The 19,357-nt window shown below is 76.7% G+C and carries 21 protein-coding genes; 13 read left to right on the top strand and 8 right to left on the bottom strand.

Annotated features, from left to right (window positions below; translation table 11 throughout):
* Positions 1 to 257 precede the first annotated feature (257 nt).
* Both WDV85_RS05100 and WDV85_RS05095 read left to right on the top strand, forming a co-directional pair.
* On the top strand, positions 258 to 569 hold the full coding sequence (locus tag WDV85_RS05100; protein WP_339569601.1) for an ArsR/SmtB family transcription factor: 312 nt from the start codon (positions 258 to 260) through the stop codon (positions 567 to 569).
* Positions 566 to 1,060 (top strand): GNAT family N-acetyltransferase, encoded by a 495-nt coding sequence (locus tag WDV85_RS05095; RefSeq protein WP_339569600.1) that lies wholly within the window; start codon positions 566 to 568, stop codon positions 1,058 to 1,060. The genes WDV85_RS05100 and WDV85_RS05095 overlap by 4 nt, the downstream gene beginning before the upstream one ends.
* An 82-nt stretch (positions 1,061 to 1,142) precedes the next feature.
* Here the strand turns inward: WDV85_RS05095 and WDV85_RS05090 are convergent, their stop codons facing one another.
* The 3 genes from WDV85_RS05090 to WDV85_RS05080 form a co-directional block, all read right to left on the bottom strand.
* Positions 1,143 to 1,847, bottom strand: coding sequence for a DUF305 domain-containing protein (locus WDV85_RS05090; protein ID WP_339569599.1), 705 nt, complete (start codon positions 1,845 to 1,847; stop codon positions 1,143 to 1,145).
* Between the two features lie 96 nt (positions 1,848 to 1,943).
* Positions 1,944 to 2,441, bottom strand: a complete 498-nt coding sequence (locus WDV85_RS05085) for a hypothetical protein (RefSeq protein ID WP_339569598.1) — start codon at positions 2,439 to 2,441, stop codon at positions 1,944 to 1,946.
* A gap of 101 nt (positions 2,442 to 2,542) precedes the next feature.
* A complete protein-coding gene (locus WDV85_RS05080; protein WP_339569597.1) occupies positions 2,543 to 2,974 on the bottom strand; it encodes a VOC family protein in 432 nt (143 codons plus the stop codon).
* 106 nt (positions 2,975 to 3,080) lie between these two features.
* Between WDV85_RS05080 and WDV85_RS05075 the strand changes: the two genes are divergently transcribed.
* The gene (locus WDV85_RS05075) at positions 3,081 to 4,127 is read left to right on the top strand and encodes a helix-turn-helix transcriptional regulator (protein ID WP_339569596.1); all 1,047 of its coding nucleotides are present in this window, start codon (positions 3,081 to 3,083) and stop codon (positions 4,125 to 4,127) included.
* A 51-nt stretch (positions 4,128 to 4,178) separates the two neighbouring features.
* Here WDV85_RS05075 and WDV85_RS05070 read toward each other — a convergent pair whose 3' ends face one another.
* Positions 4,179 to 4,841, bottom strand: a complete 663-nt coding sequence (locus WDV85_RS05070; protein WP_339569595.1) for a VOC family protein — start codon at positions 4,839 to 4,841, stop codon at positions 4,179 to 4,181.
* Positions 4,842 to 4,901: 60 nt separating this feature from the next.
* On the opposite strand from WDV85_RS05070, the gene WDV85_RS05065 reads away from it, so the two are divergent.
* A complete protein-coding gene (locus WDV85_RS05065; RefSeq protein WP_339569594.1) occupies positions 4,902 to 5,609 on the top strand; it encodes an SDR family oxidoreductase in 708 nt (235 codons plus the stop codon).
* On the opposite strand, the gene WDV85_RS05060 is transcribed toward WDV85_RS05065, so the two are convergent.
* Positions 5,606 to 6,358, bottom strand: a complete 753-nt coding sequence (locus WDV85_RS05060) for a TetR/AcrR family transcriptional regulator (RefSeq protein WP_339569593.1) — start codon at positions 6,356 to 6,358, stop codon at positions 5,606 to 5,608. The two genes, WDV85_RS05065 and WDV85_RS05060, sit on opposite strands and share 4 nt — an antisense overlap.
* Here WDV85_RS05060 and WDV85_RS05055 point away from each other — a divergent pair.
* The 7 genes from WDV85_RS05055 to WDV85_RS05025 all read left to right on the top strand — a co-directional run bounded on the left by WDV85_RS05055 (position 6,338) and on the right by WDV85_RS05025 (position 13,304).
* Positions 6,338 to 6,823: a DUF4188 domain-containing protein gene (locus WDV85_RS05055; RefSeq protein WP_339569592.1), complete on the top strand. Its 486-nt coding sequence runs from the start codon at positions 6,338 to 6,340 to the stop codon at positions 6,821 to 6,823. The genes WDV85_RS05060 and WDV85_RS05055 overlap by 21 nt on opposite strands.
* A gap of 199 nt (positions 6,824 to 7,022) precedes the next feature.
* Complete coding sequence (locus WDV85_RS05050; RefSeq protein WP_339569591.1) at positions 7,023 to 8,441, top strand: hypothetical protein; 1,419 nt, start codon at positions 7,023 to 7,025, stop codon at positions 8,439 to 8,441.
* Between the two features lie 62 nt (positions 8,442 to 8,503).
* Positions 8,504 to 9,697, top strand: coding sequence for an NRAMP family divalent metal transporter (locus WDV85_RS05045; RefSeq protein WP_445263227.1), 1,194 nt, complete (start codon positions 8,504 to 8,506; stop codon positions 9,695 to 9,697).
* A gap of 38 nt (positions 9,698 to 9,735) precedes the next feature.
* Positions 9,736 to 10,518 (top strand): LamB/YcsF family protein, encoded by a 783-nt coding sequence (locus tag WDV85_RS05040; protein WP_339569589.1) that lies wholly within the window; start codon positions 9,736 to 9,738, stop codon positions 10,516 to 10,518.
* A 67-nt stretch (positions 10,519 to 10,585) separates the two neighbouring features.
* Positions 10,586 to 11,227 carry a 5-oxoprolinase subunit B family protein gene (locus WDV85_RS05035; protein ID WP_339569588.1) on the top strand — a complete coding sequence of 214 codons (642 nt, stop codon included), beginning with the start codon at positions 10,586 to 10,588 and terminating at the stop codon, positions 11,225 to 11,227.
* Positions 11,224 to 12,069 carry a 5-oxoprolinase subunit C family protein gene (locus tag WDV85_RS05030; protein WP_339569587.1) on the top strand — a complete coding sequence of 282 codons (846 nt, stop codon included), beginning with the start codon at positions 11,224 to 11,226 and terminating at the stop codon, positions 12,067 to 12,069. The genes WDV85_RS05035 and WDV85_RS05030 overlap by 4 nt, the downstream gene beginning before the upstream one ends.
* A gap of 200 nt (positions 12,070 to 12,269) precedes the next feature.
* Positions 12,270 to 13,304 (top strand): aldo/keto reductase, encoded by a 1,035-nt coding sequence (locus WDV85_RS05025; RefSeq protein ID WP_339569586.1) that lies wholly within the window; start codon positions 12,270 to 12,272, stop codon positions 13,302 to 13,304.
* 206 nt (positions 13,305 to 13,510) lie between these two features.
* On the opposite strand, the gene WDV85_RS05020 is transcribed toward WDV85_RS05025, so the two are convergent.
* The 3 genes from WDV85_RS05020 to WDV85_RS05010 all read right to left on the bottom strand — a co-directional run bounded on the left by WDV85_RS05020 (position 13,511) and on the right by WDV85_RS05010 (position 16,327).
* On the bottom strand, positions 13,511 to 14,683 hold the full coding sequence (locus WDV85_RS05020) for a cation:proton antiporter (protein WP_339569585.1): 1,173 nt from the start codon (positions 14,681 to 14,683) through the stop codon (positions 13,511 to 13,513).
* A gap of 6 nt (positions 14,684 to 14,689) precedes the next feature.
* Positions 14,690 to 15,169, bottom strand: coding sequence for a cation:proton antiporter regulatory subunit (locus tag WDV85_RS05015; RefSeq protein WP_339569584.1), 480 nt, complete (start codon positions 15,167 to 15,169; stop codon positions 14,690 to 14,692).
* 195 nt (positions 15,170 to 15,364) lie between these two features.
* Positions 15,365 to 16,327 carry a hypothetical protein gene (locus WDV85_RS05010; RefSeq protein WP_339569583.1) on the bottom strand — a complete coding sequence of 321 codons (963 nt, stop codon included), beginning with the start codon at positions 16,325 to 16,327 and terminating at the stop codon, positions 15,365 to 15,367.
* A 281-nt stretch (positions 16,328 to 16,608) separates the two neighbouring features.
* Between WDV85_RS05010 and WDV85_RS05005 the strand changes: the two genes are divergently transcribed.
* Complete coding sequence (locus WDV85_RS05005; RefSeq protein WP_339569582.1) at positions 16,609 to 17,754, top strand: ScyD/ScyE family protein; 1,146 nt, start codon at positions 16,609 to 16,611, stop codon at positions 17,752 to 17,754.
* Between the two features lie 456 nt (positions 17,755 to 18,210).
* Positions 18,211 to 19,044 carry a LysM peptidoglycan-binding domain-containing protein gene (locus WDV85_RS05000; RefSeq protein WP_339569581.1) on the top strand — a complete coding sequence of 278 codons (834 nt, stop codon included), beginning with the start codon at positions 18,211 to 18,213 and terminating at the stop codon, positions 19,042 to 19,044.
* Positions 19,045 to 19,357: the final 313 nt, after the last annotated feature.

The raw sequence follows: 19,357 nt of genomic DNA, 5'->3' as shown, positions 1-19,357 counted from the left end.
AGAGCGGCCCGTCGTGAGGGCGCCGAGACCCGGGAACACGACGGTGATGGGCAGCGTCAGGGCGCCCGCACGCCCGGTCGTCACCTGCTCAGCCCGCACGCGCCACCTCCTGGGACCATCACCAGCGCCGGCCGGACGCTACACCCGGACGATCGCACGGGTATCAGTGAGCGCCCACCGCACAGAGCACCGGAGGAGATGTGGCCGACCACGCCCACCCTGTCGACGCCGACCGCGTCGCGCGTGCCAAGACGCGAGTGCCCTCGCGCGAGGACGCCGTCGCCATGGCGGAGGTGCTCACCGTGCTCGCCGACCCCACGCGCGCCCGGGTGCTGCACGCGCTCGACGCCGTCGAGGAGCTCTGCGTCGGCGACCTGGCGCTGGCCCTCGACGCGAGCGAGGACGCCGTCGGGTACGCGCTGCGCGTGCTGCGCGGCGCCGGCCTCGTGACGAACCGGAAGGTCGGCCGCGTCGTCTTCTACCGGCTCGTCGCCGGCTTCCCCGCGCCGCTGCGCGAGCACTGCCTGAGGGCGCTCGTCGACCTCACCCGCGGGGAGTCCGCACCGTGAGCAGGGTCGACGTCGCGCCCGTCGACGTCCGGGACCCCGCCGTGCTCGCGCTCGTCGACGCCCTCACCACCGAGCTCGCCACCGGCGGCTACACCGAGGACGAGACCTTCGGGTACACGCCCGAGCAGCTCGCGACGTCCGCCGTGCACCTCCTCGGTGCCCGGGTCGACGGCGACCTCGCCGGCATCGCGGGCGTCGAGCTCGACGACGCGGGCGACGGCGAGCTGAAGCGCTTCTACGTCGTCCCCGCGCACCGCGACTCCGGTGTCGCCGACGCGCTGCTCGAGGCGCTCGTCGCCCACGCGCGCGAGCGCGGCGCCACGGCCCTGCGCCTCGAGACCGGCGACGCGCAGGTCGCTGCGCTGCGCTTCTACGCCCGCCACGGCTTCCGGCCCATCCCCCGGTTCGGGCCGTACGTCGACTCCGCGACGTCGGTGTGCCTGGAGCGGCGCCTCGACGGGCCGGCGCAGCCCGACGTCGCCCCGGGCTGACACGACCGGCCGACGACGCCACCCCCGCGGGGCGACGCCGTCGGACGAGCCGTCTCAGCCCTGTCGGATCAGCACCGTCTCATCAGCCCTGGGCCAGCAGGCCCTCCATGGTCGAGATCTCGGCCTCCTGCGCGGTGATGATCCGCTGGGCGAGCTCCCGGACCTGCGGGTCCTGCGCGTCGGCGAGGGCGGTCTCCGACATGGCCACGGCGCCCTCGTGGTGCTCGACCATCATCGACAGCCACATCCGGTCGAACTCGGCGCCGGACGCGGCTTCGAGGGAGGCCATGTCCTCGGGGCTCATCATCCCTTCCATGCCGGACGCGCCGCCGTGGTCCGTGCCCTCGTGGTCCATGCCCTCGTGGTCCATGCCGTCCATGGACATGCCCTCACCCGACATCGCTTCCGGCACCGGCTCGCCGTAGGACTGGAGCAGGGCGCTCATCTCGTCGATCTCGGGCTGCTGCTCCCCCTTGATCTGCTCGGCCAGGGCGATGACCTCGGCGTTCTCGGTCCGCCCGTCGACGAGCTGGGCCATCTCCGTCGCCTGGCGGTGGTGCGGCACCATCCCGGTGAGGAAGGCGACGTCCGCCGCGGACGCCGTGGCCGAGGAGCCCGCCGAGGCGCTGGGCGCCGTCGAGGCCACCGGCGCGGGGCCGCCCGCCTCGACGTCGTCGCCGCAGCCGGCGAGCACGAGGCCGGCGGCGAGCGCGAGGGCGCCCGCGGCGCGGCGGGCGGTGGAGCGGGTGCAGGTGGTGCGCGTGCTGGTGCTGCTCTGGGTCGTCACAGCTGCGGTCCTCCGGTACGGGTGCGGAGCCGCGGCCCCGGGCGGGGTGCGGCGAGCGAGGTCGTCACCGACGGCGGTGCCACCGGTGACGACCTGTCACACCCGCCAGAGGCAGAGCTGGGCGCGGGAGGGATGCGCCCAGGAGGGCGCGGTGAGGTGCGGGACGACGGGGACGCGCGGCGCGACCCACCTCGCCCGACCAGCAGGGTGCCCGCGACACCGACCGCGGCGGACGACGACCGCGGCCAGCGCGGCGCCCGCGGTGACGACGGCGAGGCACAGGTGCAGCAGCACGTCCGCCGCTCCGCTCGCCGGGCTCGGCTCCGACGGGCGGACGTCGTCACCCGCGGCGTCGGCGCCGACCACCGCTGCGACGGCGTGGCCGTCGTGGCCCGCGATCGTCCCGGCCACCGCGACGTGGGCGCCGCGGTCGACGGACGCCGCCCCCTGGTGGCCGTGCCCGGAGGTGAGCCCGTGCATGCCCACGACGCCGAGGACGGCGATGAGCACGAGCAGCAGCCGCAGCAGGGCGGCGCCCGGTGCGCCGTCCGCACGACCGACGGGCCGCGGACGGCTCGTCGCTCGATCGCTCACGGGAGACCTCCGGGGTGGTGGACCTCCACGGTACGGCTACCCCCCGGGGGTAGGCCCGGAGGTAGGGGTGGGAGGGCTTCGTCCGCTGGTCCGCCCGGGCGTCACCCCGCCCAGGGGGCGACGACGTCGAGCACCCAGGTGACGCCGAAGCGGTCGGTGACCATGCCGTAGAGCGGCGAGAAGTCGGCCGGGGCCAGCTCGTCGCGCACGTGCCCGTCCTCGGCCAGCCCGTGGAAGTAGCGGGTGATCTCCTCGGCGTCGTCCCCCCGCACGGAGACGAAGAGCCGGTCGACCCCCGCGTCGAACGGCCGCGCGGGCTGGACGTCGTAGGCCATGACGGCGAAGCCGGCGGGCGTGACGACCTGCCCCCACTTCACCTGCTCGGGCACCGCGCCCTCGTCCTCGTCCCGCTGGCGCGGCAGGTCGGCGTAGGTCACGACGACGGGCTCGCCGCCGAAGACGGCGGCGTAGTGCTCGAGGGCCTCGCGCGCCTGGCCGCGGAAGTTGAGGTGGGTCGTGGTGGTGACGCTCATGGGTCTCTCCTCCGTCTCGACCGGAGCCGTCCGCCCCGGTGACGAGGAGCACCCTGCCGAGCGTTGCGGTCAGCTCCTGGCCTCGACGTCGGCCATCCTCGCCGTCATGAGCGGCACCCCCGGACGGCTCCTCACGCTGCTGTCCCTGCTGCAGGCGCGCCGCGACTGGCCCGGCAGCCAGCTCGCCGAGCGCCTCGAGGTGAGCCCGCGCACCGTCCGCCGCGACGTCGACCGGCTGCGCGATCTCGGCTACCCGGTGCGGTCCACCACCGGCCCGGACGGCGGGTACCGACTCGGCGCCGGCGCGGACCTGCCGCCGCTGCTCTTCGACGACGAGCAGGCGGTGGCCCTCGCGGTGGCCCTGCAGCTGGCCTCCGCGAGCGGCGTCGGCGCGGGCGACGCCGCGGAGCGGGCCCTCGCGACCGTGCGACAGGTGCTGCCCGCGCGGCTGCGGGCACGCGTGGACGCCGTCGAGGTCGCCCCGCTGCCGACGAGCGCCGCGCCGGTCGACGCCGGCGTGCTGCTCGCCGTCACGGCCGCCGTCCGCGCCCGCGAGGTGCTCCGCTTCGACTACGCCTCCCCCACGGCCTCCGAGGACGACGACCGCCCGCCCCGCCAGGTCGAGCCGCACGCCGTCGTGTCCCGCGGCGGGCGCTGGTACCTCCTGGGCTGGGACCCCGCCGCGCCGGCCCGGGACGGCGCGGGGAGCGGCGACTGGCGCACCCACCGCCTCGACCGCATGACGCCGCGCACCCCGACCGGGCCGCGCTTCACCCCGCGCGAGGTCCCCGGCGGCGACCCCGCCGCCTTCGTCGCCGCGCTCTTCCGCGGCTCGCGCGACCCCGGCGGGTCCGGCGCGTGGCCGTGCGAGGGCCGCGTCGTCGTGCACGCCCCCGCGACCGAGGTCGCCCCGTACCTGGCCGACGGCGCGGTCGAGGCGCTCGACGACGACCGCTGCCGCGTCACCGCGGGCGCCTGGTCGTGGACGGGCCTCGCCGCGTCGCTGCTGCGCCTCGGCGCCGACGTCGAGGTCGAGCGGCCGCCCGAGCTGGCCCGCGCCTTCGCCGAACTGGCCGAGCGGTGCGCCGCAGCGGGCCGACAGCTGCCGACGGGGAGGACGAACCGGCGACCTCGGAAGCAGCCGGACCCCTGACCTGCGACGACGCTCTGGCGTCGCCCCTTCGTCCTCCCCGGCGGCAGGTGCTCAGCGGTCGAGCGCCGTGCACACGCAGGCGCGGTTGCCCTCCGGGTCCTCGAGCACGACGAACGACGGCGCCGCGGACTCGTCGACGACCCGCGCGCCCGCCGCGACCGCCGCGTCGACGCGCGCCTGGGCGACGTCGTGCGGCACCCACACGTCGAGGTGGAAGCGCTGGCGCGGGACCTCGTGCGCGTCGGTGCCCTGGAACCACAGCAGCGGGGTGCGCCCGCTCCGGTCGACCACGTCGTTCCCATCCAGCGCGCCGGCGTCGCCCGTGAGCAGCGCGGCCCACACCGGGCCGACCGCGGCGAGATCCGCGGTGTCGAGGGCGACCTCCACCTGCGCGAGCGCGTGCGGTTCGGCGGCGAAGCCCTCGTCCGCGGCGATGTCGCTGATGCGCCGGGCCAGCCGGAGGTCGCGGCGGGTGACGCGGCCGACGTCATGGCTCACCGACCGCACGTCGACGTGGGTCATCCGCAGGTCGACGTCAGGGTGGTGGTCGAGCTCCTCGGCCGCCGCGACGACGGCCGCGACGAGCGCCAGACCCGCCGGCATGCCGCCCGTCCGGAACCGGGCGTGCAGCCCGTTCGCGAGCAGGCGCCAGTCGCCGAGCCCGGCGTCGGCGACGTCGTGCACGGTGATCCGCTGCCCCGCGTCACTGGCCACCCGCGCGAGCATGGCCCGCAGGGACGGCGTCCGCACGGCCGCCGCCGAGGAGGAGGACGCGTGGACGACCGACGGGTGCTGTGGGTGACCGGAGGCGGCTCGGGCATGGGCGCCGCGGCAGCGCGCTCGGCGGCCGCGGCGGGCTGGCGCGTCGTCGTCAGCGGTCGCCGGCCCGATGTCCTCGAGGAGACCGCCGCCGCGATCGGCCCCGCCGCGTCGGCGCTCCCCGTCGACGTCCGCGACGTCGGCGCCGTGGCCGCCGCGCGAGCCGAGGTGCTCGAGCGGCACGGCCGCCTCGACGGGCTCGTCCTCGCCGCGGGCGCCAACACGCCGCGCCGCCGCTGGGCCGACCAGGACGTCGCCACCTTCCACGACGTCGTCGCGACGAACCTCGGCGCCGTCGCCACCGTCCTCGACGCCGCGCTGCCCGACCTGCGCCGCAGCGCCGGCGTCGTCGTCGTGGTCTCGTCGGTGGCCGGCTGGGCGCACCGCGACGGCGCGGGCGTGGCCTACTCGGCGAGCAAGACGGCGCTCGGCGCGCTCGTGCGCACCCTCAACGCCGAGGAGGCGCGCCACGGCGTCCGCGCGTGCCACCTGTGCCCCGGCGACGTCGCCACCGACTTCCTCGACCTGCGCCCCGAGGTCCCCGACGCCGCGGCGCGGGCGCGGATGCTCACGCCGGACGACGTCGCCGCGACCATCCAGCACGTGCTCGACGCCCCGGCGCACGTGCGGGTGGACGAGCTCGTCATCACGCCGGTGGTCTAGGCCGCCAGCCCCGCGCCCACGGTCGCGAGCACGCGGGCGAGCGCGACCTCCCGCTCGGCCGGGCCGAGACCGGCGAGCGGTCCGATGAGCAGGACGGCCAGCCCGTGCACCCCCGCCCACGCCGTCGTGTCCGCACCGTCGCGCCCGCGGGGCCCGAGTCCGCGGGCGGCGTCCAGCTCGGCGAGCCGCTCCTGGAGCATCGACCACGGGTCGGGGCCCCCGACGCAGCCGGGCGGCCCGTCGACCTTGGCCGCCTCGGGCGGGGCGCCGAAGGCGACGCCGAACAGCCCCGGCTCCGCGACCGCCCACTCGACGTACCCCCGGCCCACGGCGGCGAGCCGGGCCCGGGCGAGGGCCAGCGCTTCGTCGTCCGGCGGCACCGCCGCGAGCCGCTCGGCCATCGCGGCGCCCATGGCCCCGCGGGCGTGCTCGGCGACCGTCGCGAGCAGGTCGGCGCGACCGGCGAAGTGCCGGTAGGCGGCGTTGGGGCTGACACCGACCTCGCGCGCCACCTCCCGCAGGGCCAGCCCGTCCGGCCCGCCCGCGCGGACGGCCGTCGTCGCGGCGCCGACGAGCGCGTTGCGCAGGTCGCCGTGGTGGTACGTCGCGCGCTCCAGGACCTGCTCCCTCCGTCGGCGCGCCCGCAGGTGTGGACGCCGTCCACATCCTGCCCTATGTTGACGCCGTCCACACTGGCGCCGGGCCCCCGGCCGCTCGAGGAGATCGCCATGGCCAGCACGCAGATCCACGCAGGACGACGCACCGCCGACCTGGGCGGGCAGGACGTCGTCGTCTTCGTCATCGGCATGCGCTTCAACCGGCTGCGCGACGTGCGCGCCTGGCTGCCGGTCTTCGGCGCCATGCCGCGGATGCTGCGCGAGCTGGCGCAGCAGCCCGAGCGCGGGCTCCTGCACGCACGGACGTACTGGTCCGGGCGCACCCTCATGGTCCTGCAGTACTGGCGCTCGTGGGAGCTGCTGCAGCAGTACGCGTCCGCCTCCGACGCCGAGCACCTGCCCGCCTGGCGCGCCTTCAACCAGCGGGCGCGGCGCGGCGGCGCGGCGGTCGGCATCTTCCACGAGACCTACCTCGTGGGACCCGGCCGCGCAGAGTCCGTGTACGTGCAGATGCCCGATCACGGCCTCGCGGCGGCGACCCGCTCGGTGCCCGTGCCGCCGCGCGGCGAGCGGGCCGCCGACCGGATGCGGGGCTGACCGGGCACGGGGTCGGTCGACGGCCGAGGACTCGCCAGCACCTCCCCCACCGGGGAGTCCGAGCGCCGTCCCCGTCGGCCCGACCAGCCCTGTCCGGTATCGCCGCAGTGGTGCTTGTGGTCCCTTTCGCCCGGGCCTAGCGTCACGGCGTCGAGCCGACGGACACGCTGCCGGCGCTCAGGACGAGAGGCCGCTCCCCATGCCCTTCCCCCGCTGGACCGCCCCCTGGACCGCTCGCCGCAGCGGCTCGCTCGTCGCCGGCGTCGCGACCGTGGCGGCCGCCGTCGTCGCGGCCTCGACCGTCGCGGCCGCGCCACCTCCCGGCACCGCCGCGCCCGAACGCCCGCGCGGCGCGGACTGCTACGCCGAGGGCGGCCCCCTGACCGTCGAGGAGCAGCGCCTCGGGCTGCCGCTGCCCGGCGAGGACACCGAGGCGGCCTCGCGGCGCTTCATCGAGGCCGCGGGCTTCGACCGCCTCGTCGACCGGTTCCAGCGGCGGCTGTGCCTCACGCGCCGCCTCGACATCGCGACCGGGATCGTCGACCAGTACGGCGCCGACCTGTGGCGGACGGCCGTCGACCGCGCCCAGGGGCGCACGCAGATCGGCACCATCGACCGCTACGACGACCGGCCCCTCTACTGGGCGCGCACCACGATGGCGCGGGCTCTGCGCGAGTGGCAGCCCCCCTTCGAGCTGAGCAGCCTGCAGCGGCAGGCGCTGATCCGCGGGCTGTCCTACTCCTCGCGCGGCATCGACTCCGTGTCCTTCCCCGAGGGCGACGACGTGACCCGCGTCCTCGTCAGCGGCTTCGACACCTACAGCCTCGACGCGAGCCTGCGGAACTCCAACCCGTCCGGCGCCTCGGCGCTGCAGCTCGACGGGCGGACCGTCGAGACCGAGGACGGCCCCGTCGTCGTCCAGGCCGTCGTGCTGCCGGTGAACTGGAGCGACTTCGACCAGGGCATCGTCGAGGACGCCTTCGGCCCCTGGCTCGTCGGCGGGACGCCGGACGGCGGCCCCGAGGACCCGGCGGGCCCGCCGCCGGACCAGCGCGCCGACATGATCATGACCATCAGCCAGACCGGGCGCGGCCGGATGGACGTGGAGCAGTGGGCCGGCGGCTTCCGCGGCGGCTTCCCCGACAACAACCGCGCCATCCAGTACGGGCCCATCTCGGCCGCCGCCCTGTGGCCGCAGCCGCAGCCGTCGCCGCAGTGGATCGAGACGACCCTGCCGTACCAGGCGATGGTCGACGCCGGCACGGGCCCGTGGCCGGTGGTGCTCCACGACGGCATCACCGAGTGGCCGGCGGGCACCTTCCCCGACCCGGGCTCGCTGCGGTCCGCCGCCGACCCCTCGCCCGGCTCGCGCGCGGCGAGCGCGCCCGGCGGCAACTACCTGTCCAACGAGAGCATGTACCGCACGAACCGGCTGCGGCTCGGGGCCGGCCTGGACGAGCTGCCGGGCGGGCACCTGCACATCTCCTCGCTGGTCTACCCGGACGACCCGGGCGTGCTGACGAGCCCCGCCTTCGAGGCCGACCGACAGGCCGTCGTCGACCAGACGGTGGCCCTCGTCGAGGCCGCCGGCACGGCCGTCGCCGGCAGCGGCTCGTGACCGAGCGCCCCGCCCCCGGCGGCCCGGCGACGGCCCCCGAGGGCGGGCGCCCGTCGTCGTCGATGCGGGCGAGCACCCGCTCGACGCTGCTCGGCGCCATGTTCCTCATGGCGACGTCGTCCATCGGCCCGGGCTTCATCACCCAGACGACGACCTTCACCGCGCAGCTCGGCGCGGCGTTCGCCTTCGCGATCGTCGTGTCGATCGTCGTCGACATCGCGCTGCAGCTGAACGTCTGGCGCGTCATCGGCGTCTCGGGGCGCCGGGCGCAGGAGCTGGGCAACCTCACCCTGCCGGGCCTGGGCTGGGTCATGGCCGGGTTCGTGCTCGTCGGCGGCCTTGTCTTCAACGTGGGCAACGTCAGCGGCGCCGGGCTCGGCACGGACGCGATGCTCGGCCTCGACCCGCGGGTCGGCGGGGCGATCTCCGCCGTCATCGCCATCGCCATCTTCCTGTCGAAGCGCGCGGGCGTGGCGATGGACCGCATCGTCGTCGTGCTCGGGCTCGTGATGATCGTGCTGACGGTCGGCATCGCGGTGACGTCCTCCCCGCCGGTGGGCGAGGCCCTGCGCAACGTCGTCCTGCCCGAGGAGGTGCGCTTCCTCGCCATCACCACGCTCATCGGCGGCACCATCGGCGGGTACATCACCTTCGCCGGCGCGCACCGCCTCCTGGACTCCGGGGTGTCCGGCCCGGAGCGGGTCGGCGACATCACCCGGAGCTCGGTGACGGGCATCGTCATCACCGGCGTCATGCGGGTCGTGCTCTTCCTCGCCGTGCTCGGCGTCGTCGCGGGCGGCGCCACGCTCGCGGCCGACAACCCGCCGGCGTCCGCCTTCGAGCAGGCCGCGGGCGAGGTGGGGCTGCGCGTCTTCGGCGTCGTCTTCTGGGCCGCCGCCATCACCTCGGTGATCGGTGCCTCGTACACGTCGGTGAGCTTCATCACCTCGCGCACGCGGACCTCGGAGCGAGCCCGCACCCTGCTCGTCGTCGCCTTCATCGTCGTCACGACGACGGCCTTCGTCGTCGTCGGCGCCGCGCCCGCGACCCTGCTCGTCTTCGCCGGCGCCTTCAACGGCCTCCTGCTGCCGCTCGCCATCGGCGTGATGCTGTGGGTGGCGTGGCGCCGCCCCGACCTGCTGCAGGGCTACCGCTACCCGCGGGGGCTGCTCGTCGTCGGCGGGCTCGCCTGGCTGCTGACGATCTTCCTGGCGGTGCGCTCCTTCGACGGCGTCGTCGGGCTCTTCACGGGCTGACCCGCGCGCACCCGGCCCCCGGACGGAAAGGTGCTCCCATGACGACGCTCGACCTCAACTCCGACCTCGGCGAGGGCTTCGGCCGCTGGACCCTCGGCGACGACGACGCCCTGCTCGAGGTCGTCACCAGCGCCAACGTCGCCTGCGGCTTCCACGCGAGCGACGCCTCGATCATGCGGCGCGTCTGCGACGCCGCCGTGCCGCGGGGCGTCGCGATCGGCGCGCAGGTCGGCTACCGGGACCTGCCGGGCTTCGGGCGCCGCTTCATCGACGTCGAGCCGCAGGCCCTGACCGACGACGTGATCTACCAGGTGGGGGCGCTCGACGCCTTCGCCCGCGTCGCCGGCAGCCGGGTGCGCTACGTCAAGCCGCACGGCGCGCTCTACAACGCGATCGTCCACCACGAGGAGCAGGCGGCGGCCGTCGTCGAGGCCGTCGTCGCCTACGACGCCTCCCTGCCCGTGCTCGGGCTCCCCGGCTCCGCGTGGCTGCGGCTCGCGGAAGAGGCCGGGCTCACGGTCGTCGAGGAGGCCTTCGCCGACCGCGCCTACACGCCCGAGGGCACGCTCGTGAGCCGGCGCCTGCCCGGGGCGGTCCTCCACGACGCCGACGCCGTAGCCCGGCGGTGCGTCGACATGGCGACGACGGGGCGGATCACCGACGTCGACGGCGGCCCGCTCGCCGTCAGCCCGGCGTCGATCTGCGTGCACGGCGACACCCCCGGCGCCGTCGACCTCGCCCGCCGCGTGCGCGGCGCCCTCGAGGAGGCCGGCGTCGAGCTCGCGCCCTTCGCCGCCGAGCCCGGAGGGCCCCGGACGTGAGCCCGGCCGTGAGCCCCGCTGTGGACCGAGCCGTCGCCCCAGCCGTGCGCCCGGCGCCGAGGGCCTCGTGAGGGTCCTGCCCTGCGGGACCGCGGGGCTGCTCGTGGAGCTCGACGCGCTCGACGACGTCCTCGCGCTCTACGCCGCGCTCGAGGACGACCGGCCCGCCGGGGTGCTCGACCTCGTGCCTGCCGCCCGCACGCTGCTGCTGCACCTCGACCCCGAGACCAGTGACGCCGCCGCGGTCGAGGCGGCGGTGCGGGCCGCGCGGCCGCGGCGAGGCGTCCGGGGCGCCCGAGCGGGCGGCGACCTCGTCGAGGTGCCCGTCGTCTACGACGGCGAGGACCTCGAGGAGATCGGCGAGCTCACCGGCTGGGGCGCCGACGGCGTCGTCGAGCGGCACACCGCGCAGGAGTGGACGGTCGCCTTCTGCGGGTTCGCGCCGGGGTTCGGGTACCTCGTCGCGGACGGCGACGGGGGGCGGGACGAGTGGCGGGTGCCGCGCCGGTCGTCGCCGCGCATCCGGGTGCCCGCCGGGTCGGTGGCGCTGGCCGGGGAGTTCACGGGCGTATACCCGCGGGAGTCGCCCGGCGGGTGGCAGCTCCTGGGGCGCACCGACCTCCCCGTCTTCGACCTCGACCGTGACCCGCCCGCTCTGCTCGTGCCCGGTGCGCGCGTCCGCTTCTCGGCTGTCCGGGCGGGCTCGTGACGACGGCGCTGACCGTCCTCGCTCCCGGGCCGCTGACGACGGTGCAGGACGCCGGACGCCCCGGGCTCGCCGCCCTCGGCGTCGGGCGCTCGGGCGCGTGCGACCGCGCGTCGTACGCCCTGGCCAACCGGCTCGTCGGCAACGACGTCGGCGCCGCCGCGCTCGAGGTGACGCTCGGCGGGCTGGTGCTGCGGGCCGAGCGCGACGTCGTCGTCGCCCTCGCCGGCGCGCTGTGCCCGGGGACGCCGCACGACGCGGTCGTGGCGCTGCGCGCCGGGGAGGAGCTGCGGCTCGGCGCGCCGGAGGCGGGGCTGCGCACGTACGTCGCCGTCCGCGGCGGCGTGGACGTGCCCGCGGTGCTGGGCTCGCGGTCGACCGACGTGCTCTCCGGCCTCGGACCGGCACCGCTGCGGGCCGGGGACGCGCTGGCCGCGGGGCCGGCGCCGTCGCGCTTCCCCGACGTCGACGTCGCGCCGGTGCCGGAGCCCGCGGCCGGCGACGTCGTCGTGGGCGTGCGCCCCGGGCCGCGCCGCGACTGGTTCTCGGGCGCCGCGTGGGCGGCGCTCACCACCGGCGCGTACGCGGTGACGACCGAGAGCAACCGGGTCGGCGTCCGGCTCGAGGGCGCCGTGCTCGAGCGCGCCCGCGACGGCGAGCTGCCGAGCGAGGGGATGGTGCGCGGCGCTCTGCAGGTGCCGCCGTCCGGGGAGCCCGTGCTCTTCCTCGCCGACCACCCGGTGACCGGCGGCTACCCCGTCATCGGGTGCGTCGTCGACGCCGACGTCGACCGCTGCGCCCAGCTGCGTCCCGGCCAGCGGCTGCTCCTGCGTCCCGCGCGCTGAGCTCTCACGTCGCCCCGCCCGCCGGCGTCGGCGCGGTGGGACCGGCTGCGCCGCAGGTCGGCTCGAGGTCCAGGGCCTCTCACTCGGCACGCGCGGAGCGAGCGGCCTAGCGTGGCGGTCGCACCCGGCCCGTGGCCCCGGGCACCCGTCATCGAGACGCGCCCCGCGCTGCGGACCTCCGACTCCGGAGAGGACCACCCGTGGAGCACCGCACCCTCGGACGCACCGGCGTCCAGGTCAGCCCCCTGTGCCTCGGCGCCATGATGTTCGGCGCCTGGGGCAACCCCGACCACGACGACTCGATCGCGATCATCCACCGCGCGCTGGACGCGGGGATCAACTTCGTGGACACCGCCGACATCTACGCGAACGGCGAGTCCGAGGAGATCGTCGGCAAGGCCCTCCAGGGCCGCCGCGACGACGTCGTCCTCGCGACCAAGCTGCACAACCCGATGGGCGACGACGTCAACGCCCGCGGCAACTCGCGCCGCTGGATCCGCCGCGCCGTCGAGGACAGCCTGCGCCGTCTGCAGACCGACCACATCGACCTGTACCAGGTGCACCGGCCCGAGCCGCAGACCGAGCTCGACGAGACGCTCGGCGCGCTCACCGACCTCGTCCGCGAGGGGAAGATCCTCTACGCCGGCTCGTCGACCTTCCCCGCGCACCAGGTCGTCGAGGCGCAGTGGGTGGCCGAGCGCCGCGGCCGCGAGCGCTTCGTCACCGAGCAGCCGCCGTACTCGATCCTCGCCCGCGGCGTCGAGGCCGACGTCCTGCCCGTCGCCGAGCAGTTCGGCATGGGCGTCCTGCCGTGGAGCCCGCTGGCCGGCGGCTGGCTGACCGGCAAGTACCGCAAGGGCCAGGACGCGCCCGAGAGCAGCCGCGCCGCGCGGATGCCGGCGCGCTACGACCTGTCCTCCCCCGAGAACCAGGCGAAGCTCGACGCCGCCGACGCCCTCGCGCAGCTGGCCGACGAGGCCGGGATGTCGCTCATCCACCTCGCGCTGGGCTTCACCCTCGCCCACCCGGCGGTGACGTCGCCGATCATCGGCCCGCGGACCATGGAGCAGCTCGAGAGCCAGCTCGGCGCCGCCGACGTGCGCCTCTCGGACGACGTCCTCGACCGCATCGACGAGATCGTCCTGCCCGGGCGCACGATCGCCGCGGCCGACGCCGGGTACGTGCCGCCGGCGATCGCGGACGCCGCGCGGCGTCGTCGTCCGCACCGCGGCTGACCCGTCCGGAAACCCCCGCACGTCGTCGTCACTTCGCCCCTCGAGGGCAGTCCCAAGGGCACTTCGTCGACAGTTCGCCCTTCGGAAGCGCTGTCCTGGGCACTTCGTCGACACATCGCCCCTCGAGGGCACCCTCCGGGGGCACTTCGTCGACACATCGCCCGGGAGAACCGCTGGGCAGGGGGCGCCGCCGAGCGCGGCGCCCCTCAGCCCGCGGCCGCCCGACGGGCGCGGACGGCGGCGCGGTGGGCGAGCGGGTCGGTGACGCGCGGCGCCAGCGGCCCGAGCACGGCCATGACGAGCACGTAGGCGGCGACGGTCGGCGCGAAGAGCGGGTCGACGGCGCTGCCGACGAGCCCGGCGATGACGATGGAGAACTCCCCGCGCGGGACGAGCGCCGCGCCGGCGCGGATCCGACCACCGGGGCCGATGCCGGCGCGGCGGGCCGCGAGCCATCCCGTCGCCATCTTCGTGGCGACCCCCGCGACGACGAGCACCGCGACGGGCGCGAGCGCCTGGGGCAGCACGCGCGGGTCCGTCGTCAGCCCGAAGAAGACGAAGAAGACGGCGGCGAAGAGGTCGCGCAGCGGCTCGAGCAGCGGGCGCGCCGACGTCGCCACCTCCCCGGAGATGGCGATGCCGAGCAGGAAGGCGCCGACGGCGGCCGAGACGTGCACGCCCTCGGCCGCCCCCGCGACGAGCAGCGCGAGCCCGAGGACGAGCAACAGGAGGGTCTCGCTGCTGTCGGAGGCGAGGAGGCGGCTCAGCAGGTGGCCGTGCCGGCGGGCCACCACGAGCACGACCACGAGCACCGACGCCGCCACCGCGACCGACACGAGCATCGGCCCGGCGCCCGAGGCCGCGAGCAGCGCGGTGAGCAGCGGCAGGTAGACGGCCATCGCGAGGTCCTCGAGGACGAGGACGCCGAGGACGACGGGCGTCTCGCGGTTGCCCAGGCGGCCGAGGTCGGTGAGGACCTTGGCGACGATCCCCGACGAGCTGACGGCGGTGACCCCCGCCATCGCGAGGGCGCCGAGCGGTCCCCACCCGAGCACGAGCGCGACGACGGCCCCGGGTGCGCCGTTGAGGACGACGTCGACGACGCCGACCGGCGCCTGCCGGCGCAGCTGGCCGAAGAGCTCGTCGGCGGTGTACTCGAGGCCGAGCATGAGGAGCAGCAGCACGACGCCGATCTCCGAGCCGACCTCGAAGAAGCCGTCGGGGGCGGCGAGCGGGAGCAGCCCGCCCGTGCCGAAGGCCAGCCCGGCGAGGAGGTACAGCGGGACGGGCGAGAGGCCCGCGCGGCTCGCGAGGCGCCCGACGAGCCCGAGCCCGAACAGGACGGCGCCCAGCTCGAGCAGGAGCTGGGCGGTGCCCACGGGCCCTCAGCCCCCGAGGCGGCGCCGCACCGCCGCCACGCCGTCGTCGGTGCCGACGACGACGACCTTGTCGCCCGCGGCGAAGCGGAAGTCGGGCGTCGGGGACGGCGTCACCTCGCCGTCGCGCACGACGGCGACGACGGACGCGCCCGTGCGGGTGCGGATCTCGGTGTCGCCGAGGGTGCCGCTCGCGAAGGGCGAGCCCTCGGGCAGGACGACGCCCGCCGTCGTCAGCCCCTGCACCTGCTCGCGCAGCCGCGCGAGGCGCTCGACGACGCGGGGCGCCCCGAGCAGGTCGGCGAGCGCCGCGCCCTCCTCGGACGTGAGGCGGACCGACGTGCGCACGAGGTCGGGGTCGTCGTCGTCGAAGACCACGAGCTCCCGGTCCCCGTTGACCTGCGAGACCACCCCGACCCGCCGGCCCGAGCGGGTGCTGAGGTCGTGCCGCAGCCCCACCCCGGGCAGCCGGGTCTCCTCGACCTCCACGCCGACCTCCTCGTCGTCGCGCCCGCGCGGCCGCGACCCGACCAGGCTAGGACGTCGCCGCGGCGGGGCGGGAGGAGCGCGACGGTGACGCGTCCTCCACACCCCGGGCGCCCCCGAAGACGGAGGTGACGCCTCCTTCACGCTCCGGGCGCCTTCGGGGGTGGAGGTGACGCCGCCTCCACCGAGCGGCGGGCCTCAGCCGACGACGGCGGTCCGCTGGCCGCGGCGACCGGGCAGGCAGGCGACGATCGCGAGCGCGACGGCGACGCCGTCCTCGACGAGCGCGGCCTGCCAGTCCTCCGAGAAGGGCGAGCCCTTGCGACCGGCCCACATCCGCCACGCGAGGCCCGCGTGGGAGCCGGCGAAGGCGCCGAGGGCGCCGGCCGCCGCGGGCGCCGTCGGGGTGCTGCCGTCGCGGGCGGCCAGCGCCGCGCCCGCGAGCCCGCCGGCCGCCACGCGACCGCCGAGGGGTCCCGGCTCCGTGCGCGACGGCGTCGAGGGCTGCTTGTCCATGACGACCTCGGTCACCAGGGCCCCGAGCGCACCCAGGCGCGCGAGCACCCCGGGGCCCTCGGGACGGGCGTCGGTGAGGACGGGGCCGGCGACGCCGAGCGACGTCCGCCCGCCCGTCGCGACGCCGAGGAGGAAGGAGCGGAAGGTCAGGCCCGTGGACGCCGGGGAGCGCACCGCGTCGCCGGGCTGGGGCGAGAGGGCCTGCACCGTCGCGTGCGTCGCGAGGCCGTAGGCGAGGTGCGGGACGGCGTCCGCCACCCAGTCGGAGGTCTCCCAGTCGCGCGGGTCGCTGACGCCGAGGGCCGCCATGGTGCCGTCGGTGGCCGCCATCGCCAGGGCGCCGGTCGCCGCGCCGCCGAGCACGCCCGGCACGGCGTAGCCCTTCTTGTGCGCGTAGCTCGTGACGACGCCGACGAGGAGACCGGTGGCCGTGCCGGAGAGCGCGCCGAGCGCCGTCCGACGGTTCTCCCGCTCGTCGCCCGAGCCGCTCACCTCGGTGCCGAGGCGCTCGGCGAGCGCGTCGACGGTGCGCTCGGGGGTGTCGCTGGCCGAGCGGCCGCGCAGCGCCATGTCGGCGTAGGTGACGGCGTTGAGGACGGTCGTGCCGACGGCTCCGGCGGTCAGGCCCCGGGTGAGTGCGCTCATGGGCTCACGCTGGTGCGCCGCGGAGGGCCCGGCAACCCGGGGAGCGCCCCCCACGGTCGTCGACGAGCGGCGCCCCCTCCCGGTGACGGGCCCCCGCGTCGGGGGGACGGACAGCTCATCGTGGGAGGACCCGGACCGCATGTCGCCGCCGATCCCACGTGTTGCCCGAAAAGGCTGCGGCGCGGCGGCGGGGCGGAGTAGACCCCGCGCTGCGGGGACGCAGGAGCCCCCGCGCCACCCCGCACCGAGAGCCGGGGCGGGGGCCTCCCAGGAGGTCTGCCATGGACGAACCCGTGTCGGCGGGACCCGTCACCACGTCGACCAGCAGCACCCGGAGATCCACTGCCCGCCCCGGGGGCCGCCGCGCCCTCGCGGGCGGCGCCGTCATCGCCGCCGCCGCGGCGCTGGCGCTCATCGGCGCACCGGCTGCGAGCGCCCACAGCTCCCCGCGCTCGACCGTCCTCGCCGACGGGCTCGTCGGGCCGCTCACCCTGGCCGTCACGCCCCGCGGAGACGTCGTCGTCGGCCAGGCCTTCGCCGGCGTGGTCACGCGGATCGACCGCCACGGACGACGCACCGACCTCGTCTCCTACCCGGGTGAGGAGGTCGAGGGCGTCTCGGCCTCCGGGTCCGGCGTCGTCTACACGCACTCGCGCGGCGTCCCGAGCCCCGACGCCGTCGGCCTGCTCGAGCGCGTCGACCGGCGGGGGCGCGTGCACGTCCTCGCCGACCTGGCCGCCCACGAGCGGTCGGTCAACCCGGACGGCGACGTCGTCTACGGGCTGCGGGACGCGTCCGCGGAGTGCCTGGCCCAGCTCCCGGCCGAGTTCCCGGGCCGCTACACCGGTGAGGTGGACCCGCACCCGTACGCGACGGCGTCGTGGCGCGGACGCACGGTCGTCGCCGACGCCGGCGCGAACGCGCTGCTGTCGGTCGACCGCCGCGGTCGGGTCGGCGTCCTGGCCGTCCTCCCGGCGCAGCCCTCGCCTCTCCCGGCGGAGGTCGCCGCGGCGAGCGGCCTGCCGGACTGCGTCGTCGGCCAGGACTACTGGTTCGAGCCCGTCCCGACCGACGTGGAGACCGGGCCCGACGGCGCCCTCTACGCCAGCCTCCTGCCGGGCGGGCCGGAGGACCCGAGCTTCGGGGCGCGCGGCTCCGTCGTGCGCGTCGACCCGAGGACGGGCGCGATGACGACCGTCCTCGACGGACTGCTGGGGGCCACCGACGTGGCCGTGGGCGACGACGGCACGCTCTACGCCGCCGAGCTCTTCGGCGGTCGCGTCGTGGCCCTCGCCCCGGGCGCGGACGAGCCGACCACCGTGCTCGAGGCGGAGCAGCCCGCCGCGGTCGAGGTGTCGCACGGCGACCTCTACGTGACGACGCAGGCGCTCGGGCCGGCGGGGCAGGTGGTGCGCGTCGACCTCTGAGGCTCGTCGTCGCGACGGCCCCTGCGGGCGCTCCTCGAGTGTGCCCGCAGGGGCCGTCGTGCGTCACCGAGAGGGCCGAGGGCGTCGACGCAGAGCGTCTCCGGCGTCACGACGAGTGACTGTCGGGGCGGTGCCCAGGGGTGGCGACCGGGGAGCCCGTCGACGTCGCGCCGGGCGAATGACAGCCGTGTGCTTCGACAGGTGCTGCGCCTCAGCCTCTCTCGTCGACCCGCGCGATGACGCCGATCCGCGCACTCGGGTTGTCATCGTCCCGTGATGTCACCTAGCGTCGCGCGCGTCCTGGCACCGGAGGCGGCGACGCCGTCCCGGCGCCCCGGTGCGCACCCGCGCCCGGCGGACGCGCCGCCCTGCTGCGGCGCACCGAACCAGCGCGGCCGCTCGCGCCCTCTCCGCCCGGCGGTCGTCCCCCACACGCAGCGCGGGGCGGAGACGGCTGTGCCGACGGCGTGCGCGCGAGAGGTCTCGATCATCCGCAGCTCGCGACAGACCACGACGACGAACACCCGCCGCGTCGGCCGCCCCGTGGGGCTCGGAGCGGTGGCCGCCCTGGTCGCCGCGCCCCTCGTCGGCCTGACGACGGCGTCCTCCGCCTCGGCCGCGACCGACGCCGTCTGGGACCGCCTGGCCCAGTGCGAGAGCAGCGGCCGGTGGGACATCAACACCGGCAACGGCTACTACGGCGGCGTGCAGTTCTACCAGCCGACCTGGGTCGGCTTCGGCGGCCAGCAGTACGCCCCGCGGGCCGACCTGGCCACGCGCGAGGAGCAGCTCGCCATCGCCGAGAAGGTCCTCGACGTGCAGGGCTGGGGCGCCTGGCCCGCGTGCACCGCCAAGCTCGGCTACGGCGAGGCCGAGAAGGCCGGCTCGCCGACGCCCCCCGGCGGCTCGACGGCCCCCACGCCCCCGCCGCCGTCCGACCCGGCGCCGTCGGGCTCGACGTACACCGTCCGCAGCGGTGACACGCTCGGCGCCATCGCCGCCCGCTTCGGCACCTCGTGGCGGGCGCTGTACGACGCCAACCGCGACCGCGTCTCCAACCCCAACGCCATCTACGTGGGCCAGGTGCTCCGCGTGCCCGGCGGCGGTGGTGGCGGTGGCGGCGAGACGCCGGCGCCGTCCGGCGGTTCGTACACGGTGCGCAGCGGCGACACGCTGTCGCGCATCGCGGCGGCCAACGGCACCACGTGGCAGGCGATCTACGCCGCGAACCGCTCGACCGTCTCCGACCCGAACGCCATCTACGTCGGGCAGGTGCTGCAGCTCCCCTGAGCCGCAGCCCGCAGGGACACCGCCGGGGGCGGGACGGACGCACGTCCGTCCCGCCCCCGCGTGCGTCCGGACGGGGCCCGCGACACCGTCGGCCGCGCCGCTGCAGGTCGACGTGTGGCCATGTCGCCCCCGGCGCGGCTCCCCCAGGGGCGANCCCCCCCCCCCCCCCCCCCCCCCCCCCCCCCGCGTGCGTCCGGACGGGGCCCGCGACACCGTCGGCCGCGCCGCTGCAGGTCGACGTGTGGCCATGTCGCCCCCGGCGCGGCTCCCCCAGGGGCGACGTGTGGCCATGTCGCCCTCGGCCCGGTGGCGG

Origin of the sequence: Pseudokineococcus sp. 5B2Z-1, from assembly GCF_037482305.1 — a bacterium.
Lineage (GTDB): Bacteria > Actinomycetota > Actinomycetes > Actinomycetales > Quadrisphaeraceae > Pseudokineococcus.
This window is presented reverse-complemented; position numbering and strand designations above follow the sequence as displayed.

Bases quoted from the DNA above. Each gene is read 5' to 3' on its own strand.
- WDV85_RS05080 (WP_339569597.1), bottom strand. From the start codon at position 2,974: ATGAGCGTCACCACCACGACCCACCTCAACTTCCGCGGCCAGGCGCGC.
- WDV85_RS05075 (WP_339569596.1), top strand. From the start codon at position 3,081: ATGAGCGGCACCCCCGGACGGCTCCTCACGCTGCTGTCCCTGCTGCAG.
- WDV85_RS05055 (WP_339569592.1), top strand. From the start codon at position 6,338: ATGGCCAGCACGCAGATCCACGCAGGACGACGCACCGCCGACCTGGGC.
- WDV85_RS05050 (WP_339569591.1), top strand. From the start codon at position 7,023: ATGCCCTTCCCCCGCTGGACCGCCCCCTGGACCGCTCGCCGCAGCGGC.
- WDV85_RS05045 (WP_445263227.1), top strand. From the start codon at position 8,504: ATGCGGGCGAGCACCCGCTCGACGCTGCTCGGCGCCATGTTCCTCATG.
- WDV85_RS05040 (WP_339569589.1), top strand. From the start codon at position 9,736: ATGACGACGCTCGACCTCAACTCCGACCTCGGCGAGGGCTTCGGCCGC.
- WDV85_RS05010 (WP_339569583.1), bottom strand. From the start codon at position 16,327: ATGAGCGCACTCACCCGGGGCCTGACCGCCGGAGCCGTCGGCACGACC.
- WDV85_RS05005 (WP_339569582.1), top strand. From the start codon at position 16,609: ATGGACGAACCCGTGTCGGCGGGACCCGTCACCACGTCGACCAGCAGC.